This is a genomic window from Shewanella sp. QJM3NY_23 (genome assembly GCF_056173105.1).
Map to the genome: position 1 here is coordinate 4,012,238 of NZ_CM149657.1, position 26,854 is coordinate 4,039,091.

The window sequence follows — 26,854 nt, forward strand, 5'->3', positions numbered from 1 at the left end:
GGCTTATTTAGCTTTGGGTCTAAATGGCTTAATCACAGCTTCATCACACTCTAAGAAAGGCCCATCCATCAAATCGATACAATAAGGGATAGCGGGGAATACCGCATCGAGGCATTCACGGATTGATTTTGGCTTGCCGGGTAAATTAACAATCAATGAGTCACCGCGCAGGCCAGCGGTTTGACGCGATAAAATGGCGGTGGGCACAAACTTTAATGATTCGGCGCGCATCAGCTCACCAAAACCAGGCATCATGCGATCGCACACCGCTTCGGTGGCTTCTGGCGTCACATCGCGCTTTGCAGGGCCTGTACCGCCAGTCGTGACGATAAGGCTACAATTTTGCTCATCGGCCATCTTAATTAAGGTCGCTTCAATCACATCCTGCTCGTCAGGGATCACCTCGTAAACCGGTTGCCACTCAGAGGTCAGGTATTGGTTTAGCACCTCAATAATGGCCTTACCAGAAATATCTTCATACACGCCCGCACTCGCTCGGTCACTTACGGTCACTATGCCAATTTTTGCTATTGCCATTACACTTTCCTCTTTTAGCGCAGTCGATTGAGAGAATGCTAACCACTCTCGTTTAGCCGCTAAAATAACACATTTTACCTTGAGCTTGGCATCTATCGCACCAAATTGAGACAGCGGATGTAAGCCTCTGTCCCGCTAAGCCTGACATAAGCTTGCTCTGCGCATGCTAAAGAGCAACAACACACTTAAGGGCATGATACGGTTGGAGTAAATGGAATGACGTAGCCTGATAATAGGCCTGTGACATAAAAATGAACCACCTGCGTAGGACAATACCTATGCACCTTAGCCAACGGTAATGTATTGACCGTCATCATAATAGACAAGGCAATTACGCCCATCAGCTTTGGCTTTATAAACGGCTTCTTCGGCTAATACCAATAGATGAGAAAAGTCGGTCATTTGCGCATTGGCGACCAGTAAGCCAAAACTTCCGGTCACCATTATCCCCATCGGCTTTAGCTGCTGTAGACGTTGGCGCACACTTTCAGCTTTCTCACGAGCCTCTGTCATGCCAGACTCCATCAAAATAATAAACTCTTCACCGCCCATCCGCGCCACCATATCCTCCTTGCGAAAGCTATCTTGCAGCAGCTTAGACACGGCCTGTAATATTTTGTCGCCAACATGGTGACCATTAAAGTCATTAATTTTTTTGAAGTTATCCAAATCTAACATCACCACAGACAGTTCTGTTTGGTGGCGAGCCATACTCGACAGACTCTGAGCTGCCCACTCGGCCAAGAAGTGACGATTGTAGAGACCGGTCAACTGATCGTGCAACGCCATAAACTGTAACTTGTCGCTATGCTGTTTTAATTGCAAATGAGTCGCGACTCGAGCACGGACAATCGCAGGGTGAATAGGCTTGTTAATGTAGTCGACGGCACCTAACGCTAAGCCTTTTTGCTCATTATCATCGGCATCTTTAGCGGTAACAAAAATAACCGGAATATGGGCCGTGTCGGTATCAGCCTTCAACTGCCGACACACCTCATAACCGTCCATATCGGGCATGTCTATCGTTAACAAAATCAAGTCGGGTTGCTGCTTAGCCAAAGCTAAACACTCTTGGCCGCTTGCTGCGGCCCAAATTTGATATTGCCCTTTTAAACATTGCCTCATGATGAGCACATTGGTTTTTACATCATCAACCACCAGCACAACAGAAAGCGCTTCCATACTTTCCCCTAGCTTTCATCAGTCAATTAGATACAACTATTCAAATGGATAGCCTCAATTTAACAGTGTAGCAGATGCGCAATCATTCAAAGACGAAGATAAAAAGCACAATTAAAACAATAAATAGTCAGAGCCCATATTACCCGACAGCAATCACCTTAAAATCAATTAAAATGGCACCAGAGACAAGTTGGGGTGAAAACCGTGTAAACTAGCCCCCTTGTTCACCGCTGCCAGCAAGATAGCCGTGTACAATACAAGATGATTATCGTGATGCAGCACAGGCTCGAGCATAATAAGCAGGCGATATCTATATCAATCACAGGAACGCCCCATGCCCAATATCGGCTCGCCGACTGATACCAGCTTTGACGATTTTATAGTCCCTAAGTGCGATGATGTGGTCACGATTTTATATCAAGATGATGATATCTTATTGATCAATAAGCCCAGTGGTTTACTGAGCTTGTCAGGCAAACATCCCCTTAACCAAGATTCAGTACACTACCGCTTAGTCCATGGTCAGGCAGGAGTTAGCCCAGCATTTCCAGAGGCCAAATTGCCACATCGATTAGACTTTGGCACATCAGGCATCATGGTTGTGGGGCTGCATGCAGAGTCGACCCGACACCTCAATAAACAGTTTCAAGCGCACACCATTCACAAACGCTACATGGCACTACTACAAGGTTGGGTTACAGATGATAATGGCCAGATCACCGCGCCAATAGCAAAAGATAGGGACCACTTTCCACGAGTCAAAATTTGCTCCACCACAGGCAAGCCGGCCATCAGTGAATACATTGTCTTACAGCGCCTTGAGCAGCCCTGTCGCACCTTAGTGCAATTTACCCCAGTTACCGGCCGTACGCATCAACTGCGAATACACAGCTTGACCATGGGCCACCCCATTCTTGGGTGCGATCTGTATAACAGCAGCCAAAGTGAACAACTGGCAGAGCGCTTACAATTACACGCCAGTGACCTGTATTTTGAGCATCCAACTCGTGGCGAAACCTACCATGGCCAATGCCCTTGCCCCTTTTAAACCGCTAAATGTTCCAATACCGCTAGGCCATAGCAGGCCTAGCTACAAGCTGATATCGCCCAAAATACCATTACACCGCAAGACCGGCGGCTACGCCGGATGACCATGCCCACTGGAAATTAAACCCACCGAGCCAGCCGCTGACGTCCATGACTTCACCGACAAAAAATAACCCTGCGACCTTTTTACTTTGCATATCTTTAGACGATAACTCGTCGGTATCGACACCGCCAAGGGTCACTTCAGCCGTGCGGTAACCTTCGGTCCCGTTCATCAACAATTCCCAGCGGTGCAAGTCGGCAACCACTTTATCACGCTGAGCATGCACCAATTGATTTAGTGCCATATTGAGTAACGCCTCATCGAATAACACCTCAATCAGACGTTTAGGTAACCACTGGCTTAAGGTATTGCGCAGGCTTTGTTTCGGGTGCAGCTCGAGTGCCTCAGACAAACCCTGCGCCGCATCCATGTGCGGTAACAGATTGATAGAAATGGTTTCGCCCGGCTTCCAGTAATTCGATATTTGCAACACAGCAGGCCCTGAAAGCCCCCGGTGGGTAAACAGCAACGCTTCACTAAATTGTGTGCCATCCTGAGCGGTAATGGTACATGGCACAGCGATGCCAGATAATGGCTCAAACTTTTGCTTTTGCTCACTGTGCCAAGTAAAAGGCACCAACCCTGCGCAGGTGGGGAGTACTTTAAGGCCAAACTGTTCGGCCAACTGATAGCCCAATGGCGTCGCGCCCAATTTAGGCATAGACAATCCGCCGGTGGCCACTACTAACGAGTCACAACTGTATTCGCCTTTAGAGGTGTGTAATACAAATAGGCCGCTGTCATTTTTGCTTACAGAGATGATGTCGGTGCGCAGCTGGATGCGCGCGCCTGCCCATTCACACTCGGTCAGTAGCATGGTGACTATCTCTTTAGCCGAATCGTTGCAAAATAGCTGACCATGATCGCGCTCATGGTATTCAATACCATGACGTTCAACTAGCTCAATAAAGTCTTGCGAGCGATAGCGAGCCAATGCCGATTTTACAAAATGCGGATTTCGGCAGATAAAGTTAGCGGGCTCAACCTTTTGATTGGTGAAATTGCAGCGCCCACCGCCACTGATCAGAATTTTACGTCCCGCCTGCTTAGCATTATCGATAACTAAGACATCACGACCTCGATATCCTGCAGTAGCCGCACACATAAGCCCCGCTGCGCCTGCGCCGATAATGATCACATCATGATGTTCCACTTAGATTACCTCTTACTTTGAGTCATGGTTACGAGTTGCATAGGGCAAATGCCAACAATGCATGAGACATTTTAGCCCCAATATCACTCCCTTCATTACCATCCATGCGTTTCGGGGATAAATACCGACTGCATAAAAAAGGGCGCTATTTTAGCACCCTTTTATTATTTAGTATCACACAGCCTAGGCTTTAATCGCTTTCTGCCGTCTCTGATTTTTTCTCTCTACCCAGTAAAGCTTTTGCCGCTTCGTGGGGAGTGCCGCCCTGATACAAGACGCGATAGACTTGCTCGGTAATCGGCATTTCAACCCCTAAGCGTTTCGCTAAGGTGTAGACCTCTTTCGTATTGCGGTAGCCTTCAACCACTTGGCCAATTTCAGCTTGCGCCGTGTCGACATCTTTACCTTGGCCTAATGCCAAGCCAAAGCGACGATTACGCGACTGGTTATCGGTACAAGTCAACACTAAGTCACCAAGGCCCGCCATCCCCATAAATGTTGAACCTTGGGCACCTATGGCTTCACCTAGACGCGTGAGCTCAACAAGCCCGCGCGTAATGAGTGCGGTTCGAGCGTTGGCGCCAAAACCGATACCGTCAGACATACCGGCGCTGATGGCGATCACGTTTTTAACCGCACCACCCAACTGCAACCCGATAAAGTCATCATTGGCGTAGACGCGCAAACGACTCGGGCTGTGAAGCAATTCGACCAGATCATTAGTAAAGGTGTCATCAGTGCCCGCCACCGAGATGGCAGTAGGCATGCCCGCAGCGAGTTCTTTAGCAAATGTAGGCCCAGACAACACCGCCAGCGGATATTGGTCACCGAGCACTTCGCGTGCGACTTCTTGTAGCAAGCGGCCTGTTTCAGGTTCTAAGCCTTTGGTCGCCCAAACAATACGCGCATCTTGGCGCAGTAAAGGTTTAGCCTGCTTCAACACTTGACCAAATACATGGCTTGGAACAACCACTAGCACATTGTTAGACGCGGCTAATGCCGTGGCTAAATCAGACTCGGGAATGAGTAAATCGGGTAATGCAATACCGGGCAAAAACGCTTCATTAGCGCGATCGCGCTTAAGGTTTTCGATATGCTCAGGGTCATGTCCCCAAAGCAATGTTTTATGACCGTTACTGGCTAAAGAAATAGCAAGGGCGGTGCCATAAGAGCCCGCCCCCAGTACCGTAATATCGGCAGTATTTTTCATGCGTGATTAAGCGTTCGCTTCTTCTGCAGCAGGAGCGGCTTCGGCTGCGGCTTGACGCTGTTGCACGTATTGTGCAAATAGCGCATCAAAGTTAACTGGTGCTAGGTTTAGCTGTGGGAAAGTACCACGAGCCACTAGGCTGCCAACGGTTTCACGCGCGTATGGAAATAGTACGTTAGGACAGTATGCACCTAGAGAGTGAGCCAGTTGCTGCTCTGTTAGGCCGCTGATAGCAAAAATACCGGCTTGCTGTACTTCACATAAGAAAGCTGTTTCTTCACCGTTTTTAGCAGTAACAGTTAGAGAAAGTACCACTTCATAAACGTCATCAGCCAATTTAGCGCTGCGAGTATCTAGATCTAGCTTAACTTCAGGGCTCCACTCTTTTTGAAAAACAGCTGGGCTATTTGGTGTTTCAAAAGAGATATCTTTAGTGTAAACACGTTGAATGTTGAACTGTGGACCCTGTTGTTCGTTGTTTGCTACTTCAGCCATAATTTCCTACCTAATCAATTTATGTGATCTTCCAAACAGAAGAATCATCTTTAGGGCTTTTGTTACTCGAGTCCCAATAAGACCTCAGCCACCATCCCGGTTTTAGTTTTCCTTGAGGGATTATTGAGTAATCCCTCAAGCCATTTTTTTAAGAGATGACACTCTAATCAAAGTTGCTTTAAAAAAGCAAACCTTGCATGGGGTTTATCGCTTACTTTTGACAACGGGTAAATTACTTTGTTGCCATTCGCTCATACCACCTTTGAGATTATATACAGACTCAAAACCTGCTTTTATCATCAACTGAGCCGCTTGCGCCGAGGTCATTCCTGCGTTGCATACCATTATAATGGGACTGGCTTTAGCGTTTTCAAGTGCACTTAACTGATTATTTTTAATTTCCGATAACGGGATGTTAACTGCATCAACAATATGACCTTTTTTGAACTCTTCTTTAGAGCGCACGTCGACAATTTTGGCGTTTTGTTTATTAATTAACAAGGTCGCTTGCTGATGATCGACGGTTTTCACCTTAGAAAGACTAGACTTAAAAACGCTCACTAAAAGCGCAACAAGTAAACCAATCCAAGCAAGGCTAAGCATGGGATTGGCTTTTAAAAATTCGATATATTCTTGCATAGTTTACGGCCTACTTCTGTGGCTGGAGGTTCTGTCAGGGCCAAGAGTATAACCGATTGTCACCGCAGATTGCAGCAAGTTGTTAACCCTTAACAGGCTGACAGATGGTGACAATCGCGCCATCGGTCCAATGTCCGATGACCGCTATCGGAGTAAATCGCTTTTTGATCGCCTGCGTACGTAGTAATATTTAACCAATTTCGAATTGTAATCTTTGTTTCTTAAACTTAAAGGTACCACCATGACGACACGCAAACGCCCTCTGGCACTGCTGATCCTTGATGGCTGGGGTTATCGTGAAGACACCCATAACAATGCGGTATATCACGCCAACACACCAGTGCTCGATAGACTTTATCAGCAATATCCAAACAGCTTAATTTCAGGCTCAGGCCTTGATGTCGGGCTACCCGATGGTCAAATGGGTAACTCTGAAGTGGGCCATATCAATATCGGCTCCGGCCGTGTGGTTTATCAAGAATTGACCCGTATCGGCAAGGCTATCGAAGACGGTGAGTTTGACACCAACCCAGCCCTCGTCGAAGCCGTAGATAAAGCCATCGCAGCCAATGGTGCTGTGCATATCATGGGGCTATTATCACCTGGTGGCGTGCACAGCCACGAGAATCACATCGAAGCTATGTGTAAGATGGCGGTTAAGCGCGGCGCAAAACATGTTTATTTACATGCTTTTCTCGATGGCCGCGACACCCCACCACGCAGCGCAAAATCGAGCCTTGCCCATTTCAATGAGCTGTTTAACACCTTAGGCACTGGCCGTATAGCCTCTATCATTGGTCGCTACTACGCCATGGACAGAGACAACCGCTGGGATAGAGTGTCTCAGGCTTATGAGTTGATCACTCAAGGTAAAGCACAATACCAGTTTGCAGATGCTGTCGATGCCTTGGCTGCCGCTTATGCGCGTGATGAAAATGATGAGTTTGTCGCCAGTTCGGCGATCACCGACGCGCAGGGGCAAGTGGCAACCCTTAACGACGACGATGCATTGATCTTCATGAATTTCCGCGCCGATCGTGCCCGCCAAATTACTCGCAGCTTTATCAATGCTGATTTTGATGGCTTTACCCGCGAGGTCATGCCTAAGGTCAACTTTGTCACCTTGACTGAATACGCCGCCGACATTAAGGCGCCTATCGCTTACCCCTCGGTAGACTTGGTCAATACCTTAGGTGAAGTGTTACAAAACAGCGGTAAAACCCAGTTACGTATATCTGAAACTGAAAAATATGCTCATGTCACCTTCTTCTTCAATGGCGGCAAAGAGGAACCATTTGAAGGTGAAGACCGTATTTTGGTGCAATCACCTAAAGTTGCCACCTATGATCTGCAGCCAGAGATGAACTCTGCCGAGTTAACCGATAAATTGGTCGCAGCCATTGAGTCAACGAAATATGACGTGATTATCTGTAACTACCCTAACGGCGACATGGTAGGCCATACGGGTAACTTTGAAGCCGCCGTTAAGGCCTGTGAGGCGGTAGATGCTTGTATTGGCCGCGTGGTCGAAGCCTTAGCTAAAGTGGATGGCGAGTGTTTAATTACTGCCGACCATGGTAATGCCGAACAGATGACCGACGAGCAAACCGGTCAAGCACATACCGCGCATACCAGCGAGTTAGTGCCATTTATCTATGTGGGCCGTCCGGCAACAATTGCCGGCAACGGAAGATTAAGCGATATAGCCCCAACCATGTTAACCTTGATGAATCAAACGGTTCCACCCGAGATGACAGGACGCTCCCTCATCACCCTAACAACCAACTAAGCGAGTAACGATTCATTGCTTAAGCGATACGGTTTTCATAAAGCCAGCATAATTGCTGGCTTTATCATGTTGTCTTTTACTGTGCAGGCTTCCGATCTGACACAGCGTCAATCGCAGCTAGAGGCGATACAAAAGCAGATCAGCAGCCAACAGTCGGCGCTCAAAGATACTAGCTCGCAGCATGAAAAACTGATCAAGCTGCTAAAAAAAGATGAGCAGGCTATCGCTGACGCGGCCAAAAAGGTCAATAACACTAAGGCCTCCTTGGCGACAACCGATAAACAACTCGCAGCGCTAGAATCTCGCCGAGTCACACTCGATAAACTGAAAAAAATTCAACAGCAAACCCTATCAAATCAGTTGGCCAGCGCCTACCTTGCAGGCAATCATGATTACACCAAAATGCTACTTAATCAGCAGAGCCCTGCAACCATAGAGCGCCTACTGGCTTACTACCAATACCTTAATAAGGCCCGCATCGACTCGATCAATAAGTTGCAGCAAACTATCACCGAATTAGACAGTGTCGAAGCAGAGCAAAAGCAGAAACAAATCCGCCTCAACCAACTGGTGCTCGAACAACAGCAGCAAGCCAAAAATCTAACTCAAGAGCAAGCACAACGGCAACAAACGCTCAAACAACTGCAGCGTACGCTTAACTCTCATGGTGCCAAACTTGAACAGTTACAAATTGAAGAAGCCAGTTTAAAGCGCGTGGTAGAACAAGCGCTAAAGGCGATGAAAGACAGCCCTGTAATGGAAGGGTTATCACGCCAACATAAGCTCAATTGGCCCACTCAAGGCCGCATTCGTTCAGGCTTTGGTAGCCAACGTTCCGGTGAAGTTAAATGGAAAGGGGTGATCGTCGCCGCTCCAGAAGGGCAATCAGTTAGTGCCATTGCTCCTGGTAAAGTGATCTATGCCGACTGGTTACGTGGCTTTGGTATGGTGATGGTAGTCGACCACGGTAAAGGCTATATGAGCCTATATGGTCATGCCCAAACCTTACTCAAAAATGCCGGTGATGCGGTCGACAAAGGTGAAACCATTGCCCTAGTTGGACGCTCGGGTGGACAAACCGAACCTGGCCTATACTTTGAGGTAAGGCACAAAGGGCAGGCTATCGATCCAGCACTCTATTGTAAGCGCTAGGACAACAGCAACCCTTTCATAGAGGGTTGTTTATGATTAAATTTATTCGTTACTTTGCCTGCGTTATCTTAGGATTAACTCTCGGCTTATCCATCACCCTATCAGGTACAGAGCACACAGGGCAGCATCAACCTAAACTCAATTATCCATTACTGATCGATGTAATCAGCACCGTAGAAAGCTACTATATCGACAAAATCCCCCAAGAAACCTTAATACAGGCGGCCGTTGATGGAGTATTTAACGCATTAGACTCTTATTCTAATTTTCTCGATTCTGAAGCCTTCTCTGACATCAGAAATGCCAATAGCGGAGAATATTTTGGCTTTGGTATCGAAATCGCTACCGAGGAGGATCAAGTCACCATTGTCAGCCCCTTCCCCCATTCTCCTGCTGCGGCGGCTGGCATATTACCTGGCGATAAGATAGTTAAAGTAAATGATCAAGCCATTGATCCCAGGCAGCTAGATAACGTGCTGCGGCAGATAAAACACCATAGCAAACATAATCTGGCAATCAACTTGTCATTACGGCGACAAAATCTAGATACTCTTGTTAATGTCACCCTGACCCCAACAATAATCGATGTTAACTCAGTTAGCGCCTCACTACTCGATGATGGTATTGGCTATATCAAACTCAGCAGCTTTCAAGATGATTCGACCAAAGATATGGTCAACCAACTCAATCAATGGCAAGACCTCCCCATGAGAGGGCTGATTTTAGATGTGCGTAACAACCCTGGTGGCTTACTGGATCAGGCGATAAAAATTGCCGACCTCTTTTTAGCTAAAGGGCGAATCGTATCGACTCGAGGACGATTTTTTGATGCCAATAGTGACTATTTTGCCTCGCCACAAAATATGTTTTCCAAACTGCCAATAGTCGTACTCATCAATAAAGGGTCGGCATCGGCATCGGAGGTCTTAGCTGCGGCTCTACAGGAAAACCAACGGGCAGTGTTAATCGGTGAAAAAAGCTTCGGAAAAGGCACTGTTCAAAGCCTGATCCCAACCCTTATCGATGGTCATGCCATCAAACTTACCATTGGCCATTACACAACTCCAAAAGGTAGAGATATCAATACCATTGGTATTGAACCTGATATAAATATCACTACAGATGCTATGACTGGGATAAAAAGTATGCCTATAATCGCTGAGCTATCGCCCCATGATGATATTGCTCAAGATCGGCTTATTAATTCAGCTGTCACATGGATAAAAACAAACAGTTAAATACCATGAAATCATAGTGCGCTTATTACTTTTATTGATCGTTACTTTTATTGCTAACTCGGCAAAATCAGCCCAAGTCTCTATCATCATTGACGATATTGGATATCGTCAAACCGATGAGGCCGTGCTATCCCTGCCAAGAGAGATCACCCTATCAGTACTGCCTAACACCCCGTTAGGCAAAAAAATTGCCATTGCCGCCCACCTCAAAGGTCACGAGATCATGCTGCATATTCCGATGCAGGCACTCAATGGCAAAAAGCTTGGCCCAGGGGGATTAACAAACGATATGGATGAGCGAACTTTTAAACAGACAATAGCGACCGCTTTTAGCAGTATTCCCCACGTAAAAGGGGTTAATAATCATATGGGCAGCTTGCTAACCCAGATGGATCAGCCCATGTTATGGCTAATGGAAAGCTTAAAAGAACAGGATAACTACTTTGTTGACAGTGTAACAACCCGCTACAGCAAGGCTGCTAATAATGCCAACAAACTCGGCATCCCACTACTAAGAAGGCAGCTGTTTCTTGATAATGATGTCAGCGAAAAAGCATTAGAAAACCAATTTCAACAGCTTATCCAATTAGCTAATAGCCAAGGAAGCTTGGTTGCAATTGCACATCCTTACCCAGAAACGATTCAATTTCTGCAACACAATTTGCGTAGACTACAACTGGAAGGTATTAGCCTAGTATCAACATCGGCGTTGCTTCCCTACCGCTTGGCACAGCAACCCGACATGAAATCAACCACAAGCTCTACACACTTAAGATAATTAATATAAGCCTTATAAAGCCCATATGTTAGCGGCTTTATAATTCTAATACAGGAATGGAAACGTCAGATAATAAGGCCTTTAACTCTTGGCGATTGCTCACAATATCAGCAAGTGTGTAACGGTCTAACACAGCAAGATAAGCAGTGACGGCTTCAGCCAATACGCCTTTTAATTGGCACGAGGGAGTAAAACGACAATAGGGCTTACTGCAATCTATTGGGGCTAAAGAGTTTTCTAAAGTCCTCACCAACTGACCAATATTGATATCTTCAGCAGGTTTCCCCAAGCGAAAGCCACCACTCTTACCACGAATGGTCTGCAAATAACCCTCTTTACCTAAATGATGCACAATCTTTGATACATGATTAGGTGAGAGATCAAACACCTCTGTAATTTCAGCAATCCTAAACAGTTGCTCCCTTTCTGGAGACAAGGCTAGGTACATCAAAGTGCGGATACCAAAATCTGTATAACGAGTTAACTGCATAAATAACCTTCTAGGATTGTGTCGCTGCTTCTAATGAAGTGATAAGCCAAAGGGCTTCTTCGTTTGTATTGCCGCAGACATCTTCCGTTGCCGCAAACCGAGCACACAGCTCAGGGCGCTCAGGCTGACCGAAAATTTGACAAAGATTATCATCATTGAGTTGGATACAACGCACACCAGCAGGCTTACCGTGAGGCATTCCTGGTATTGGGCTGGTTATAGAAGGCGCAATACAGCATGCACCACATCCTAAACGACAATTCATACGGCATTATACCTCTATTTACGTAGCATGTTAGTCATTAAGATCACAGTGCGATTCAGATAAAGATCGAAAAAGTAGTTGTTTAATGCAAGCATCCAGCGGCTTTTTAGCGAGAATAACTTGTAACCAAGCTGTAGAGCAAGGCACATAGATATACCGTATTGTGGAAATAACTAGACGAGATTTACGTGCCTACTCCACGGCAAGGCGATATATACAATGAGCCAGATATAGATAAGCCACATGCTAGTCATTTGAGTAGACTAACCATAAAGCAGGATGCTATATAGTCCCACACGCTAACCTTCTCCTATAGCATCCAAGGCATTAGATGGGAGCACGTCATGTATACAAAAGCAGTTAAACGAAAAAATCCCCAACACAAAGTGCTGGGGATTTATCGTTACTGTTTTGCCTTCACTTTTCTAAAAAGTGAAAACCAAAGTGGCGTCTGTTATGGTCAGCTTCGAGCTAGCTCTCCGCGTTCAGCTCCAGCATCAAGCTGCGCTTGATAAGCGCAGACGCTTCACCCTACTCTACATGGGTTTGAGCCTCACTACGTTCGGACTATTTACTTCCCCATGTTCGAGTGGTTATCTCCAGGCTAAAACGAAAAAAGCCCGTTGCATTAGCAACGGGCTTTATCGTATTAGGCGTCTGGAAATGACCTACTCTCACATGGGGAGACCCCACACTACCATCGGCGCGATTGCGTTTCACTTCTGAGTTCGGGATGGGATCAGGTGGTACCACAATGCTATGGTTTCCAGACAAATTTTTGCTATTACTTTCAGCTTTTTAAAAGCTAAAGGTAAAAAATCTAGAAAGCTGCTCTCGCCTCTGTATCTCAAGAAGCAAGAGAGTTTAAAATTGAGTCACACTAAATCAAGTGGCGGTATTCTTTCGCTAAGTATTCACTTAGTTAGAAACCCTTTTGGGTTGTATGGTTAAGCCTCACGGGTCATTAGTACAAGTTAGCTCAACGCCTCACAACGCTTACACACCTTGCCTATCAACGTAGTAGTCTCCTACGGCCCTTTAGAGGACTTAAAGTCCTAGGGATGACTCATCTTAGGGCTCGCTTCCCGCTTAGATGCTTTCAGCGGTTATCGATTCCGAACGTAGCTACCGGGCAATGCCATTGGCATGACAACCCGAACACCAGCGGTTCGTCCACTCCGGTCCTCTCGTACTAGGAGCAGCTCCCTTCAATCATCCAACGCCCACGGCAGATAGGGACCGAACTGTCTCACGACGTTCTGAACCCAGCTCGCGTACCACTTTAAATGGCGAACAGCCATACCCTTGGGACCGACTTCAGCCCCAGGATGTGATGAGCCGACATCGAGGTGCCAAACACCGCCGTCGATATGAACTCTTGGGCGGTATCAGCCTGTTATCCCCGGAGTACCTTTTATCCGTTGAGCGATGGCCCTTCCATTCAGAACCACCGGATCACTATGACCTGCTTTCGCACCTGCTCGACGTGTATGTCTCGCAGTTAAGCTGGCTTATGCCATTGCACTAACCGTACGATGTCCGACCGTACTTAGCCAACCTTCGTGCTCCTCCGTTACTCTTTGGGAGGAGACCGCCCCAGTCAAACTACCCACCAGGCACTGTCCTCAACCCCGATTCAGGGGCCAGAGTTAGAACATCAACACTACAAGGGTGGTATTTCAAGGTTGACTCCACAAGAACTGGCGTTCCTGCTTCAAAGTCTCCCACCTATCCTACACATGTAGGGTCAATGTTCAGTGCCAAGCTATAGTAAAGGTTCACGGGGTCTTTCCGTCTAGCCGCGGGTATACGGCATCTTCACCGCAATTTCAACTTCACTGAGTCTCGGCTGGAGACAGCGTGGCCATCATTACGCCATTCGTGCAGGTCGGAACTTACCCGACAAGGAATTTCGCTACCTTAGGACCGTTATAGTTACGGCCGCCGTTTACCGGGGCTTCGATCATGAGCTTCTCCGAAGATAACCCAATCAATTAACCTTCCGGCACCGGGCAGGCGTCACACCGTATACTTCCTCTTGCGAGTTTGCACAGTGCTGTGTTTTTGATAAACAGTTGCAGCCACCTGGTATCTGCGACTCCCGTCAGCTTAGAGAGCAAGTCTCATCACCAACAGGAGCGTACCTTCTCCCGAAGTTACGGTACCATTTTGCCTAGTTCCTTCAGCCGAGTTCTCTCAAGCGCCTTGGTATTCTCTACCCAACCACCTGTGTCGGTTTGGGGTACGATTCCTGCTAACCTGAAGCTTAGAAGATTTTCCTGGAAGCATGGCATCAACTACTTCAGTTCCGTAGAACCTCGTCGTCAACTCTCAGTGTATGTGCACCCGGATTTGCCTAAGTGCACCACCTACAGCCTTAAACGCGGACAACCAACGCCGCGCTAGCCTAGCCTTCTCCGTCTCTCCATCGCAGTTAGCAGAAGTACAGGAATATTAACCTGTTTCCCATCGACTACGCCTTTCGGCCTCGCCTTAGGGGTCGACTCACCCTGCCCTGATTAACATTGGACAGGAACCCTTGGTCTTTCGGCGTGGGGGTTTTTCACCCCCATTATCGTTACTCATGTCAGCATTCGCACTTCTGATACCTCCAGCGTGGGTTACCCCTTCACCTTCAACGGCTTACAGAACGCTCCTCTACCGCACTAGCGCAAGCGCTAGTACCCATAGCTTCGGTGTATTGCTTAGCCCCGTTAAATCTTCCGCGCAGGCCGACTCGACTAGTGAGCTATTACGCTTTCTTTAAATGATGGCTGCTTCTAAGCCAACATCCTAGCTGTCTAAGCCTTCCCACATCGTTTCCCACTTAGCAATAACTTTGGGACCTTAGCTGATGGTCTGGGTTGTTTCCCTTTTCACGACGGACGTTAGCACCCGCCGTGTGTCTCCCGAGTAGTACTCATTGGTATTCGGAGTTTGCAAAGGGTTGGTAAGTCGGGATGACCCCCTAGCCTTAACAGTGCTCTACCCCCAATGGTATTCGCTCGAGGCGCTACCTAAATAGCTTTCGAGGAGAACCAGATATCTCCCGGTTTGATTGGCCTTTCACCCCCAGCCACAAGTCATCACCGCATTTTTCAACATACGTGTGTTCGGTCCTCCAGTTGATGTTACTCAACCTTCAACCTGCCCATGGCTAGATCACCGGGTTTCGGGTCTACACCTTGCAACTAAACGCGCAGTTAACACTCGGTTTCCCTACGGCTCCGCTATTCGCTTAACCTCGCTACAAAATGTAAGTCGCTGACCCATTATACAAAAGGTACGCAGTCACGGTCTCAAGAACCGCTCCCACTGCTTGTACGTATACGGTTTCAGGTTCTATTTCACTCCCCTCACAGGGGTTCTTTTCGCCTTTCCCTCACGGTACTGGTTCACTATCGGTCAGTCAGGAGTATTTAGCCTTGGAGGATGGTCCCCCCATGTTCAGACAAGATGTCACGTGTCCCGTCCTACTCGTTTTCACGTAAAGTTAGTTTTCATGTACGGGGCTATCACCCTGTGCCGCTGTGCTTTCCAACACATTCCACTAACACCCTCTACGCTTAAGGGCTAATCCCCGTTCGCTCGCCGCTACTAGGGGAATCTCGGTTGATTTCTTTTCCTCCGGGTACTTAGATGTTTCAGTTCCCCGGGTTCGCCTCACAACACTATGTATTCATGTTGTGATACATGCTTATGCATGTGGGTTTCCCCATTCGGACATCGTTAGCTCAAATGCTTGTTACTAGCTCGCCAACGCTTTTCGCAAGTTACTACGTCCTTCATCGCCTCTGACTGCCAAGGCATCCACCGTATACGCTTAGTCACTTAACCATACAACCCAAATGAGTTTCACAAGGAAACAAACTTTATCAAGCGGGTAAGCTTGATGTTGTATCGCAACTAATGGTGTTTACTTTCGCCAAAAGAATACTCATGAATCATCATTACAATGACTCGGCACTTGATTTAAGTGTTTGAGAACTCAATTTTAATTTTCGCGTCAATGCTACAAATAATCACGTACAAGTACGTCACTATCCCTTTCACATTAACACTATCAGCTTTCCAAATTTTTAAAGAACAAGCATCGCCGTTAAGACGTGCCACCTGCTCTAACAAGAACAAGTTATCTGTGTGAACACTCAACAAACATTAAGTTAGTCGTATAGGTAAGGAGGTGATCCAGCCCCAGGTTCCCCTAGGGCTACCTTGTTACGACTTCACCCCAGTCATGAACCACACCGTGGTAAACGCCCTCCCGAAGGTTAAGCTATCTACTTCTGGTGCAGCCCACTCCCATGGTGTGACGGGCGGTGTGTACAAGGCCCGGGAACGTATTCACCGTGGCATTCTGATCCACGATTACTAGCGATTCCGACTTCATGGAGTCGAGTTGCAGACTCCAATCCGGACTACGACAAGCTTTGTGAGATTAGCTCCACCTCGCGGCTTTGCAACCCTCTGTACTTGCCATTGTAGCACGTGTGTAGCCCTACTCGTAAGGGCCATGATGACTTGACGTCGTCCCCACCTTCCTCCGGTTTATCACCGGCAGTCTCCCTAAAGTTCCCACCATTACGTGCTGGCAAATAAGGATAAGGGTTGCGCTCGTTGCGGGACTTAACCCAACATTTCACAACACGAGCTGACGACAGCCATGCAGCACCTGTCTCAGAGTTCCCGAAGGCACTAAGCTATCTCTAGCGAATTCTCTGGATGTCAAGAGTAGGTAAGGTTCTTCGCGTTGCATCGAATTAAACCACATGCTCCACCGCTTGTGCGGGCCCCCGTCAATTCATTTGAGTTTTAACCTTGCGGCCGTACTCCCCAGGCGGTCTACTTAATGCGTTAGCTTGGGAACCCAGTGTTCAAGACACCAAATTCCGAGTAGACATCGTTTACGGCGTGGACTACCAGGGTATCTAATCCTGTTTGCTCCCCACGCTTTCGTACCTGAGCGTCAGTCTTTGTCCAGGGGGCCGCCTTCGCCACCGGTATTCCTTCAGATCTCTACGCATTTCACCGCTACACCTGAAATTCTACCCCCCTCTACAAGACTCTAGTTTGCCAGTTCGAAATGCAATTCCCAGGTTGAGCCCGGGGCTTTCACATCTCGCTTAACAAACCGCCTGCGTACGCTTTACGCCCAGTAATTCCGATTAACGCTTGGACCCTCGTATTACCGCGGCTGCTGGCACGAAGTTAGCCGGTCCTTCTTCTGCGAGTAACGTCACACCTAAGCGCTATTAACGCTTAAGCTTTCCTCCTCGCTGAAAGTGCTTTACAACCCGAAGGCCTTCTTCACACACGCGGCATGGCTGCATCAGGCTTGCGCCCATTGTGCAATATTCCCCACTGCTGCCTCCCGTAGGAGTCTGGGCCGTGTCTCAGTCCCAGTGTGGCTGATCATCCTCTCAGAACAGCTAGGGATCGTCGCCTTGGTGAGCCATTACCTCACCAACTAGCTAATCCCACCTAGGTACATCCAATCGCAGAAGGCCCGAAGGTCCCCTCTTTTCCCCCGTAGGGCGTATGCGGTATTAGCAGTCGTTTCCAACTGTTATCCCCCTCGACTGGGCAGTTCCCTAGGCATTACTCACCCGTCCGCCGCTCGTCAGCAAAGAAAGCAAGCTTTCTTCCTGTTACCGCTCGACTTGCATGTGTTAGGCCTGCCGCCAGCGTTCAATCTGAGCCATGATCAAACTCTTCAATTAAAGTTTTGTTGTTTGACTTACGTCAAACGGCTCAACGAATTCTGTTCGAACTAATCTTGCGATTAATTCTTTGTACATATTGCTATGAACACTCATCACCTCTCGTGAGAGAAAGTGAAAGAATTGGTTGATTTAATTCTTTGATTGCCAACCCGAAGGTTAGGCAATTTCGATTAACTCAACACCTGTGAGTGTCCACACAGATTTCTTGTTCCATCTTGTTAAAGAGCGTTGCTAACATCAGAGCAATTAATGCGTTAAGTTAGCCGCCGTTGACGCTAGGTCGTTGGCTTAGGGATGCGTATTCTACACGTCCCGTTGTTGGCGTCAAGTGCTTATTTTAAGAAGTTTTCCAAGCGATGATTTCTTAAACAGAAGCCATCAGTCGAAGCCCTTAAAGCGCTTATCACCTGAGTTAATCTCCGAAGAGTTTAACTCGCCTCTCTTTGTTAAAAGAGAGGCTGACTTAGCTGCAAGTCCCGTACTACCTAGGTAGTTGGCCTGCTGTGCCGTGTCAGTGGATGCGCATTATAGGCAGTTCTCGGATGGGCGCAAGCGCTTTTTGAAAGAAAGTAACACTTTTACTATTGAGTGAATACTTATCAAACGATACGTATAAAAAAGGGGCTAGTTAGCCCCTTTCTTGTTTGTGTTCGTACACTTGTTGGCGGCTATTGGCCGAAGAATCGCGATTCTTGTGTAGCCTCTACCTTTTCACCGTCTAAGATAGTCGACACTTTAAAGTCAATTTTTATCATTGGGCGCGAAAGCTCAACAGGATCGACCGCAACACTGACTGGCAGAGTTAACACTTCGCCACCATTAATGGTGACCGTTTGCGGGCCATACCATTTGTAGTTGGGTAATCCCTCTACGCCCAACTGATACTCATGCGGCGCTTCGGTCTTATTGAGTATCTTTAATGTGAAGGTGTTTTCAATTAATCCTTGGTTGTTGACTCTAAATAGCTGATTACGATCACGGATAATATCAACACGAACAGGGGCAATGGTGGCACTGGCATAGACAAAGATAACGATCATGATGGCTAACACCGCACCGTAACCCACCAGCTTTGGTCTTAACACTTTCTCTTTTACCCCATCGAGTTTGTTTTCGGTGGTGTAAGCGATCAAGCCTTTTTGATATCCCATACGCTCCATGGTGTTATCGCAAGCATCAATACATGCTCCGCAGTTAATACATTCATATTGTAAACCGTTACGAATATCGATACCTGTCGGGCACACTTGAACGCATAAGTCACAATCGATGCAATCACCTAAACCTAGCTCTTTAGGGTCAGCTTTACGCGAGCGAGGACCTCGGGCTTCACCCCGTTTAGTGTCATAACCAACGATGTAGGTATTCTTATCGAACATGGCCGATTGAAAACGAGCGTAGGGACACATGTGGGTACACATGATTTCGCGCATCCAACCAGCATTACCATAAGTCGCTAAGGTAAAAAGCATGACCCAGAAGTAAACCCCGCCAGATGCGGTGCCACTGAATACCTCGGCATACACTTCTGTGGTGGGAACAAAATAGGAGACAAAGGTCATGGCTGTTAACAAGGACACTAGCAACCAAGCGAGGTGCTTTGCGGTTTTACGCCATACCTTATTAAAGCTCCATGGCATTTGGTCAAGCTTAATGCGCTTGTTACGTGCACCTTCAAGCTTTTCTTCAAACCAAATAAAGATAAAGGTCCATACCGTTTGTGGGCAGGTATAGCCACACCAGACTCGACCAAGATAGGTGGTCACAAAAAACAACCCAAAAGCGGCTATCATTAAGAGTGCGGCTAACAGGGTTAAATCTTGCGGCCAAATGGTCAACCCAAAGATGTGAAACTTTTGCTCACCTAGGTTAAACCATACCGCTTGCCTATTACCCCATGGGATCCAAGGTAATATAAGGAAGAACAATATTGCGACCCAACCTAGACGGCGGCGCAGCTGGGTCCAAAACCCTTGTATTGCTCTGACATAAATACGATTGCGGGGATTGAAGCGGTCGGACTTATTTACATCAGGCTGGTGAATTTTGATTCGCTCAACCTTCGAATAGTCCTTTTTATTTGATTCTGCGTTCATATTTAACAGCCTTACAGCTTTAATATTCCATGAAAACTGGCTTATTATACCTTTTCTATCACAAATTGTTCATCATGGTTGGAGAAATAATGAGAGGCTGGATTATTTTAGGCGCAGGTGCAGGGCTACTCTATTACCTTGCAACCGAAACCAATAAGCTCGATGAGCCAATGGCTCAAGCCGATGCGCTTATGCAAAAAGCTGAGCGAAAACTCGACTCAATGACAGGCACAAAAATTATTAAAGTCGATAATCATTTATCTCAGCTAAAGGCAGAGATCGCTAACCGACTCAACAAGGCGGAACAGGCCGCGTTAGAGGGTATTTTCGAATCAGAGCAATCTGTCATGGCCTATAAAGAACAATACTGCGGTGATAACGCCAGTCGTTTTACGATATTAAGCCGCGACAACCAATTATTCATATGCGATAAATTACGATAATTTCCCATTAGCGCCGATATCAATGCCGCGCCCTGCGCACGGTTTTTATATCCATAATTGACCTCTATAACGATTGAGCCTAGCCTTGGGCGATTCGTCTCAATTGACAATACAGACACAAGGTAATCCATATGACAGACCAAATTTCCGATATTTTTGACCCAAGCCTTTGGGAGCAAGTCAGCGGATTTGCATTTGAAGATATCACGTATCACAGGGCTAAAGAGCAAGGCACGGTACGTATTGCTATCAATCGCCCTGATTGCCTTAACTCATTTCGCCCTAAAACCGTTGATGAACTCTATACCGCCTTAGATCATGCGCGCCAATGGTCTGATGTTGGCTGCGTACTATTAACCGGTAACGGCCCATCGGCTAAAGGGCAGTACTCTTTTTGTGCCGGCGGCGATCAACGCATTCGTGGCAAAGATGGCTACAAATACGAAGGTGCTGAAGAGGGTAAGCCTGATATTGCTCGCATGGGACGCCTGCATATATTAGAAGTGCAACGGCTTATCCGCTTTATGCCCAAAGTGGTGATTGCGGTCGTTCCTGGTTGGGCGGTCGGCGGTGGTCATAGCCTACACGTGGTATGTGATCTCACTCTCGCGTCGAAGGAACACGCCATATTTAAGCAAACAGATCCCGATGTGGGCAGTTTCGATTCAGGTTACGGTAGCGCCTATCTTGCTAAGATGATTGGTCAAAAGCGAGCCCGTGAAATTTTCTTTTTAGGCTTTAATTACAGCGCCGATGAAGCGTTCGATATGGGCATGGTCAATCGCTCTGTGCCCCATGCAGAGCTGGAAATCGAAGCATTAAATTGGGGCAAAGAGATCAACTCGAAATCACCCACCGCCATGCGCATGCTCAAATACGGTTTTAACTTGCCCGATGATGGACTCGTCGGCCAACAACTGTTTGCCGGCGAAGCGACTCGCTTAGCCTATGGCACAGATGAAGCCATAGAAGGCAGAGATGCCTTTTTAGAGAAGCGTGAGCAAGACTTTTCTAAATTCCCTTGGCATTACTAATACCTCAAGTTATGCATACTAAAGGTAGCTAACCGTCAGGCTAGCCACCTCTATGATGTTTACTTAATCGCCTTTTACAATCATGACTATCGATACCTGCTTATTTACACCTCAAATGATAACGATTATCATTTGAGGTATCTAAGAGGAGGTCTATCATGGCTAAAACAATCACGTTCGCAATTTTGCATTTTGGTGTGGCATTTACCATTACCTACCTATTAACGGGTAGCTTAGTTATTGGTGGCGCGGTAGCCCTTATTGAGCCAGCGGTCAACACTGTGGTGTTTTACTTCCATGATAAGGTATGGCAACAGATAGAAAAGCGGCGCTCAATGCCTATATTAACCTAGGTTGTTGCGACACTGTCGCTGACTTAACAGTGCAACATAAGGCTCATGAATGAATCAACTCGCCTCATTGTATGAATAAAAGCAAAAGCCTCCTAAAAGGAGGCTTTTGCTATCAGTTAACCAATCACTATCGTGAGTCGATTTTATTACTCAACCGTGACCGACTTAGCTAGGTTACGTGGCTGATCCACATCGGTACCTTTAATCAGTGCCACATGATATGACAGTAACTGCAATGGAATGGTGTAGATCAGTGGCGCCATAAACTCATCACAATGAGGAATGGGGATCACCTTCATGGTGTCGTCTGACTCAAATTCAGCATCTTTGTCGGCAAACACATACATTAACCCACCACGGGCACGCACTTCTTCCACGTTTGACTTAAGCTTTTCCAGTAACTCGTTATTAGGCGCCACCACTATCACAGGCATATCGGCATCGATAAGCGCTAGCGGGCCATGCTTAAGCTCACCCGAGGCATAAGCTTCTGCATGAATATAAGAGATCTCTTTAAGCTTTAGCGCCCCTTCCATCGCGATGGGGTACTGATCGCCACGGCCTAAAAATAGTGCGTGATGCTTGTCGGCAAAGTCTTCCGCCAGTTCGGCAATGGCGTCATCTAAGCCCAGTGCTTGCTCCACTTTGGCAGGCATAGATTGTAGGCTCTGGGTGATTTTTGCCTGCATCTCGTCAGACATCCCATTATGACGACCAATCACAGCCGTTAACATCAGCAGTCCAGCTAATTGCACGGTAAAGGCTTTGGTTGACGCAACACCTATTTCGGCGCCCGCTTTCATCATGTAAGCCATATCAGATTCACGCACCAAAGATGAACCCGGCGCATTACAGATGGTCATGGTGGCTTTGTAACCCATCTCTTTAGCAAGACGCAGTGCAGCAAGCGTATCGGCAGTTTCACCCGATTGAGAGATAGTCACTAACAAGCTATTGGGGAACAGGTGAGATTTACGGTAACGGAACTCAGAGGCGATTTCGACGTTGCATGACACCCCCGCCCAATCTTCAAGCCAATAACGCGCCGCCATGCCGGCGTGATAACTGGTACCACAGGCGATGATCTGCACGTGTTTAATGTCTTTTAAAAACTCTGCAGCATTGTCGCCAAACGCCGAGTCCAATACCTGACCACCAGCAATACGACCTTCTAAGGTATGGGCAATCGCACGTGGCTGCTCATAAATCTCTTTAAGCATATAGTGACGGTATTCGCCTTTATCACCCGCATCATGAGTCACTTCAGACTCTTTCACTTCGCGCTCAACAGGATTACCGTCAATATCGAAAATTGAGACTTGGCGTCGAGTCACTTCGGCCACATCACCTTCTTCTAAGAAAGCAAAAGAGCGAGTCACAGGTAATAGTGCTAGCTGATCGGAGGCAACAAAGTTTTCGCCTAAGCCATAGCCAATCACCAACGGACTACCTGAACGCGCCACTATCATGCGCTCAGAATCACGACGGTCAATCACCACAGTGCCGTAAGCACCTTCTAACTGTTTTACCGTTGCCTGTACCGCTGCCAATAAGGTGTCGTGCGACTTAAGCTCGTGATGCACCAAGTGACAAATCACTTCGGTATCGGTATCAGAGGTAAATACGTAACCTAAGCCTTTTAGCATTTCACGCAGTTTATTGTGGTTTTCGATAATGCCGTTATGCACCACGGCAATATCGCCAGATGATTGATGTGGATGGGCATTACGCTCACTTGGCTCGCCATGGGTAGCCCAGCGAGTGTGGGCGATACCTGTGCCGCCCGCTAATGGCGTTTGCTCTAGCGCGCTAGAGAGCTCCTGTACTTTACCCACACGACGCGTACTTTTGAGCTCGCCATTGTGGATAACCGCCACACCAGCCGAGTCATAACCGCGGTATTCGAGACGACGTAACCCCTCGACCAAAATTTCTGCAACATCCCGTTGCGCTACTGCGCCAACAATTCCACACATAATGTTTTCCTACACGCTAATCTTAAGGTTTAAAAATAAAAGCTAGTTTGAGTAAGGCGCTAAGATCACTTCTACGCCTTGCTCGGTAATTTTTTTAACCACCGCGGTATCAATGCGGTCGTCTGTCACCAGCACGCTTATCTGTTGCCATGCCAGTTCTAAATTCGGTATTCGTTTGCCAATTTTATCTGAATCAACCATCACGATAACGTCGCGCGAGACTTCGGCCATCACTTTGCTCAGGCCCGTCAATTCATTAAAAGTGGTGGTGCCACGCTCGAGATCTATGCCGTCAGCGCCGATAAACAGTTGGTCAAAGTTATATGAACGTAATACCTGTTCGGCAACCTGTCCTTGAAAGGATTCAGAGTGCGGGGCCCAGGTGCCACCGGTCATCAATAATGTCGGTTCGTTTTCCAACTCATGTATGGCATTGGCCAATTGCAGCGCATTGGTCATCACCACTAAGCCACGCTTATCATTAAGCTGCTGCACTAAACCAGAGGTCGTACTGCCACTGTCAATAATGATGCGGTTATGATCTTTAATTAATTTAGCCGCTGCCGCGGCAATGGCTAATTTATTGGGTGCAACCTTGGCACTAAAATGCAAAGTAACTTCATCGGGAATGGCAACCGCGCCACCGTAACGGCGCAGTAAAAGACCGGTTTTTTCTAAAGCGGCTAAATCTTTACGAATGGTAACTTCAGAGGTATCGAAACGTAACGATAACTCATCAACGCTCACTTCACCTTGCTCATTGAGGATGGAGATAATGCTATGTCGACGCTGTTGAGTGTTGCGTTTATTCATAAAGGTGGCTGCTAAGTTTCGTTTCGAAAGCCGATTATAATGAAACGAAACTTTTTTGCCAGACTTGAAGCTTAAAAAATGGCAAATGCCTTAAATAGCAAAAAGCCTCTACCCGATAAGGCAGAGGCTTTTATATCACCACTATGAGCTTATTTTAAAATTTAGCTTCTAATGCTAGGCTGAAATGACGCCCTTCGCCAACCGTGACATCGGTATTAGTACCGCCAGCTAAATAGTCGGTATCGAATAGGTTTTTCACATTGAGTCGCACATTCATGTCGCTGCCAAAGATATCCATACTATAAGCCGCGCCCATATCAAAGCGTACGTAGCTATCTTTGCTGATGCTATTGCTGGTATTAGCAAAACGCTCACCCACATAGATAGCACCAAAGTTAAACGCTAGATCATCAGTCATTTCATAACGAGTCCAGACGTTTGCCGACCACTCAGGGGCATCAACAGGAGTCTTACCATTCAAGCTGTCAGCAGCTGGACGAACATACTCGGCATCAAGGTACATCATTGAACTGGTTACAAACCACTGCTCACTGACTTGACCCTGTGCTCCCATCTCAAAGCCTCTATGGCGCTGCTCGCCACTTTGGGTGGTAATGGTTTGCTTATCTGCACTAGAGATAACATCAAGCTCTTCGGTCACCGTGACGTTAGATACAGTGATATCAAATACGGCTCCCGTCAGTAGTAAGCTGCCATCAAATAGCTCCCACTTAGTTCCAATTTCGTATTGCTCACCATACTCAGGATTAAGGTTCATCTTATCGTTAACATCTTCGGCATCGTTAACCTGGCCTTGCGGTGTGAAGCTCTTAGAGTAGTTAACATAGATACTGCCATTATCCATTGGCGAGTAGATCACGCCAAATTTAGGCGACACAGCATAACTATTATTACCCGCACCCTCTTTTTTCTGCTCGTCATAACGCACACCTGCCAATACCTTCCAACTATCGTTAATGCTGATCAAGTCTTGGATATAGAAACCATAGTGTTTGTAATCACTCTCAGATTTGGTGCTGTCTCTGTGGTAATCCAGATCGGGACGAGCCAATGGTTGCCCAGGCATCACGACTTGGCCTTTAGCGCCAGAATCTTTTAACTGACCGTAATAGTAATCAAGCATATTGGCGCCGATTAAGAACTGATGTTCAAAACTGCCCGTGCTGAATTTACTCGTGATATCAACAAAGCCAGTTTTGTGCTGCCAATCGTCGTATCTATCAAATGGGCTTACTGTGTAGCCGTCTTGGAATGGGTTTTCAGAGCCCTTTGCTAAGCTAGGTGATGAGTCTAGGCGCTGACGATTAAACTGCTGGTCGTTATAACCGGCTTTAACTTTCCAATCATCATTGATGTGGTAAGTCAGTTCGGCGCCCAAGTTAGTAATAGTATTGTCGGTAAACGCCCACGGCATATCCCAGATAATGTCACGGCCACCAATCAACTCACCGTCACTGTTTAACCAACCACCACGATCAATACCGGTTTTATCTTGGGTATGATCATATTTGAGTGACAACAGAAGATCGTCGGTAATATCAAACTCTAGATTTAGGTAACCTAACCAACGATCACGCTCTTGATTAGTGTCATCCTGATAATCACGCCAGTATTGTGTATCTTGCTTAACCAACACAGTGCGATAGCGCATAGTTTGTGCTTCGTTTAAGCTACCGCCAGCATCGAGTTGTAAACGGGTAGAACCATACTCGTCAGTATCGAAACCAAGCTCAAGTAAAGATTCACCACTGGCTTTTTTGGTGACCATATTGATAAGTCCACCAGGACCAGACTGACCATATAGCATACTAGATGGTCCTTTTAAGACCTCAACCTGCTGTAATGTCTCGATGGGTTGCACATAGTGAGACCACTGTTGCTGGCCATTGATCAAATAACCAGAACCTGAAGATAACTCAAAACCACGAATATTAAACACTTGGCGGTTCCATTTCTCACTACCACCAGTGACACTGGAGTCATTCACCAATACCTCAGAAAGGTTAGTGGCGAGTTGCTCGTCAGTGACGAAATCAGGGATAACGGTAACTGACTGAGGGGTATCCATTAAGTCAATATCGCCACGCATAGCGCCAGAAGCTACACCCACTTTATAATCGTTAAAGGTACGTCCAGTAACCGTAATACGTTCTATGTTAGCATCGGCAGTAGTATTACCCGCTTCATCAGCCGAAACTGACACACTAGCTAATGCAGCTACAACCGCTAAACCTACACTCGAGTATTTAAACGCAGCGCCCTTCATTGACATAACAACCCCATAACTAAAAACGACAACAGAAAAAGTTGCGCTAAA

20 protein-coding genes and 3 rRNA genes are annotated in these 26,854 nt (G+C 46.9%); 8 read left to right on the forward strand and 15 right to left on the reverse strand.

What is annotated here, in order from left to right:
- Positions 1-3: 3 nt before the first annotated feature.
- Together mog and AC0VXX_RS17755 are read right to left on the reverse strand one after the other, a co-directional pair.
- Positions 4-537, reverse strand: a complete 534-nt coding sequence (gene mog / locus AC0VXX_RS17750) for a molybdopterin adenylyltransferase (protein ID WP_475515357.1) — start codon at positions 535-537, stop codon at positions 4-6.
- A 285-nt stretch (positions 538-822) separates the two neighbouring features.
- Positions 823-1,719, reverse strand: coding sequence for a GGDEF domain-containing response regulator (locus AC0VXX_RS17755; RefSeq protein ID WP_475515358.1), 897 nt, complete (start codon positions 1,717-1,719; stop codon positions 823-825).
- Positions 1,720-2,053: 334 nt separating this feature from the next.
- Between AC0VXX_RS17755 and AC0VXX_RS17760 the strand changes: the two genes are divergently transcribed.
- Positions 2,054-2,767 carry an RluA family pseudouridine synthase gene (locus AC0VXX_RS17760; protein WP_475515359.1) on the forward strand — a complete coding sequence of 238 codons (714 nt, stop codon included), beginning with the start codon at positions 2,054-2,056 and terminating at the stop codon, positions 2,765-2,767.
- A 70-nt stretch (positions 2,768-2,837) separates the two neighbouring features.
- Here the strand turns inward: AC0VXX_RS17760 and AC0VXX_RS17765 are convergent, their stop codons facing one another.
- The 4 genes from AC0VXX_RS17765 to AC0VXX_RS17780 all read right to left on the reverse strand — a co-directional run bounded on the left by AC0VXX_RS17765 (position 2,838) and on the right by AC0VXX_RS17780 (position 6,366).
- The gene (locus AC0VXX_RS17765; protein ID WP_475515360.1) at positions 2,838-4,022 is read right to left on the reverse strand and encodes a BaiN/RdsA family NAD(P)/FAD-dependent oxidoreductase; all 1,185 of its coding nucleotides are present in this window, start codon (positions 4,020-4,022) and stop codon (positions 2,838-2,840) included.
- A gap of 190 nt (positions 4,023-4,212) precedes the next feature.
- Positions 4,213-5,232 (reverse strand): NAD(P)H-dependent glycerol-3-phosphate dehydrogenase, encoded by a 1,020-nt coding sequence (gpsA, locus tag AC0VXX_RS17770; RefSeq protein WP_475515361.1) that lies wholly within the window; start codon positions 5,230-5,232, stop codon positions 4,213-4,215.
- 6 nt (positions 5,233-5,238) lie between these two features.
- Positions 5,239-5,727, reverse strand: a complete 489-nt coding sequence (gene secB, locus AC0VXX_RS17775; protein WP_475515362.1) for a protein-export chaperone SecB — start codon at positions 5,725-5,727, stop codon at positions 5,239-5,241.
- Positions 5,728-5,931: 204 nt separating this feature from the next.
- Positions 5,932-6,366, reverse strand: a complete 435-nt coding sequence (locus AC0VXX_RS17780; protein ID WP_475515363.1) for a rhodanese-like domain-containing protein — start codon at positions 6,364-6,366, stop codon at positions 5,932-5,934.
- Positions 6,367-6,607: 241 nt separating this feature from the next.
- Here AC0VXX_RS17780 and gpmM point away from each other — a divergent pair, with 241 nt between their 5' ends.
- From gpmM to AC0VXX_RS17800, 4 genes are all read left to right on the forward strand, one after another.
- A complete protein-coding gene (gpmM, locus tag AC0VXX_RS17785; RefSeq protein WP_475515364.1) occupies positions 6,608-8,155 on the forward strand; it encodes a 2,3-bisphosphoglycerate-independent phosphoglycerate mutase in 1,548 nt (515 codons plus the stop codon).
- A 66-nt stretch (positions 8,156-8,221) separates the two neighbouring features.
- A complete protein-coding gene (locus AC0VXX_RS17790) occupies positions 8,222-9,307 on the forward strand; it encodes a murein hydrolase activator EnvC family protein (protein WP_475515365.1) in 1,086 nt (361 codons plus the stop codon).
- 32 nt (positions 9,308-9,339) lie between these two features.
- Positions 9,340-10,545 carry a S41 family peptidase gene (locus AC0VXX_RS17795; RefSeq protein ID WP_475515366.1) on the forward strand — a complete coding sequence of 402 codons (1,206 nt, stop codon included), beginning with the start codon at positions 9,340-9,342 and terminating at the stop codon, positions 10,543-10,545.
- A gap of 16 nt (positions 10,546-10,561) precedes the next feature.
- Positions 10,562-11,323 (forward strand): divergent polysaccharide deacetylase family protein, encoded by a 762-nt coding sequence (locus tag AC0VXX_RS17800; protein WP_475515367.1) that lies wholly within the window; start codon positions 10,562-10,564, stop codon positions 11,321-11,323.
- Between the two features lie 37 nt (positions 11,324-11,360).
- On the opposite strand, the gene AC0VXX_RS17805 is transcribed toward AC0VXX_RS17800, so the two are convergent.
- The 6 genes from AC0VXX_RS17805 to ccoG form a co-directional block, all read right to left on the reverse strand.
- Positions 11,361-11,813: an Rrf2 family transcriptional regulator gene (locus AC0VXX_RS17805; RefSeq protein ID WP_475515368.1), complete on the reverse strand. Its 453-nt coding sequence runs from the start codon at positions 11,811-11,813 to the stop codon at positions 11,361-11,363.
- 10 nt (positions 11,814-11,823) lie between these two features.
- The gene (locus AC0VXX_RS17810) at positions 11,824-12,078 is read right to left on the reverse strand and encodes a YkgJ family cysteine cluster protein (RefSeq protein ID WP_475515369.1); all 255 of its coding nucleotides are present in this window, start codon (positions 12,076-12,078) and stop codon (positions 11,824-11,826) included.
- A gap of 655 nt (positions 12,079-12,733) precedes the next feature.
- Positions 12,734-12,849 (reverse strand): 5S ribosomal RNA (gene rrf, locus AC0VXX_RS17815).
- A 172-nt stretch (positions 12,850-13,021) separates the two neighbouring features.
- Positions 13,022-15,915 (reverse strand): 23S ribosomal RNA (locus tag AC0VXX_RS17820).
- A gap of 339 nt (positions 15,916-16,254) precedes the next feature.
- A 16S ribosomal RNA gene (locus AC0VXX_RS17825) occupies positions 16,255-17,798 on the reverse strand.
- Together the 16S, 23S and 5S rRNA genes form the textbook arrangement of a ribosomal RNA operon.
- 671 nt (positions 17,799-18,469) lie before the next feature.
- The gene (ccoG, locus tag AC0VXX_RS17830) at positions 18,470-19,897 is read right to left on the reverse strand and encodes a cytochrome c oxidase accessory protein CcoG (RefSeq protein WP_475515370.1); all 1,428 of its coding nucleotides are present in this window, start codon (positions 19,895-19,897) and stop codon (positions 18,470-18,472) included.
- A gap of 89 nt (positions 19,898-19,986) precedes the next feature.
- Between ccoG and AC0VXX_RS17835 the strand changes: the two genes are divergently transcribed.
- The 3 genes from AC0VXX_RS17835 to AC0VXX_RS17845 all read left to right on the forward strand — a co-directional run bounded on the left by AC0VXX_RS17835 (position 19,987) and on the right by AC0VXX_RS17845 (position 21,727).
- Complete coding sequence (locus AC0VXX_RS17835) at positions 19,987-20,340, forward strand: hypothetical protein (RefSeq protein ID WP_475515371.1); 354 nt, start codon at positions 19,987-19,989, stop codon at positions 20,338-20,340.
- 131 nt (positions 20,341-20,471) lie between these two features.
- Entirely contained in the window at positions 20,472-21,374 is a 903-nt protein-coding gene (locus AC0VXX_RS17840) for a 1,4-dihydroxy-2-naphthoyl-CoA synthase (protein ID WP_475515372.1), read from the forward strand.
- 158 nt (positions 21,375-21,532) lie between these two features.
- Entirely contained in the window at positions 21,533-21,727 is a 195-nt protein-coding gene (locus AC0VXX_RS17845; RefSeq protein WP_475515373.1) for a DUF2061 domain-containing protein, read from the forward strand.
- Positions 21,728-21,873: 146 nt separating this feature from the next.
- Here the strand turns inward: AC0VXX_RS17845 and glmS are convergent, their stop codons facing one another.
- The 3 genes from glmS to AC0VXX_RS17860 all read right to left on the reverse strand — a co-directional run bounded on the left by glmS (position 21,874) and on the right by AC0VXX_RS17860 (position 26,809).
- Positions 21,874-23,703, reverse strand: a complete 1,830-nt coding sequence (gene glmS, locus AC0VXX_RS17850) for a glutamine--fructose-6-phosphate transaminase (isomerizing) (protein ID WP_475515374.1) — start codon at positions 23,701-23,703, stop codon at positions 21,874-21,876.
- Between the two features lie 42 nt (positions 23,704-23,745).
- Positions 23,746-24,516, reverse strand: a complete 771-nt coding sequence (locus tag AC0VXX_RS17855; RefSeq protein ID WP_475515375.1) for a DeoR/GlpR family DNA-binding transcription regulator — start codon at positions 24,514-24,516, stop codon at positions 23,746-23,748.
- 154 nt (positions 24,517-24,670) lie between these two features.
- Positions 24,671-26,809 (reverse strand): TonB-dependent receptor, encoded by a 2,139-nt coding sequence (locus AC0VXX_RS17860; protein WP_475515376.1) that lies wholly within the window; start codon positions 26,807-26,809, stop codon positions 24,671-24,673.
- Between the last annotated feature and the right edge of the window lie 45 nt (positions 26,810-26,854).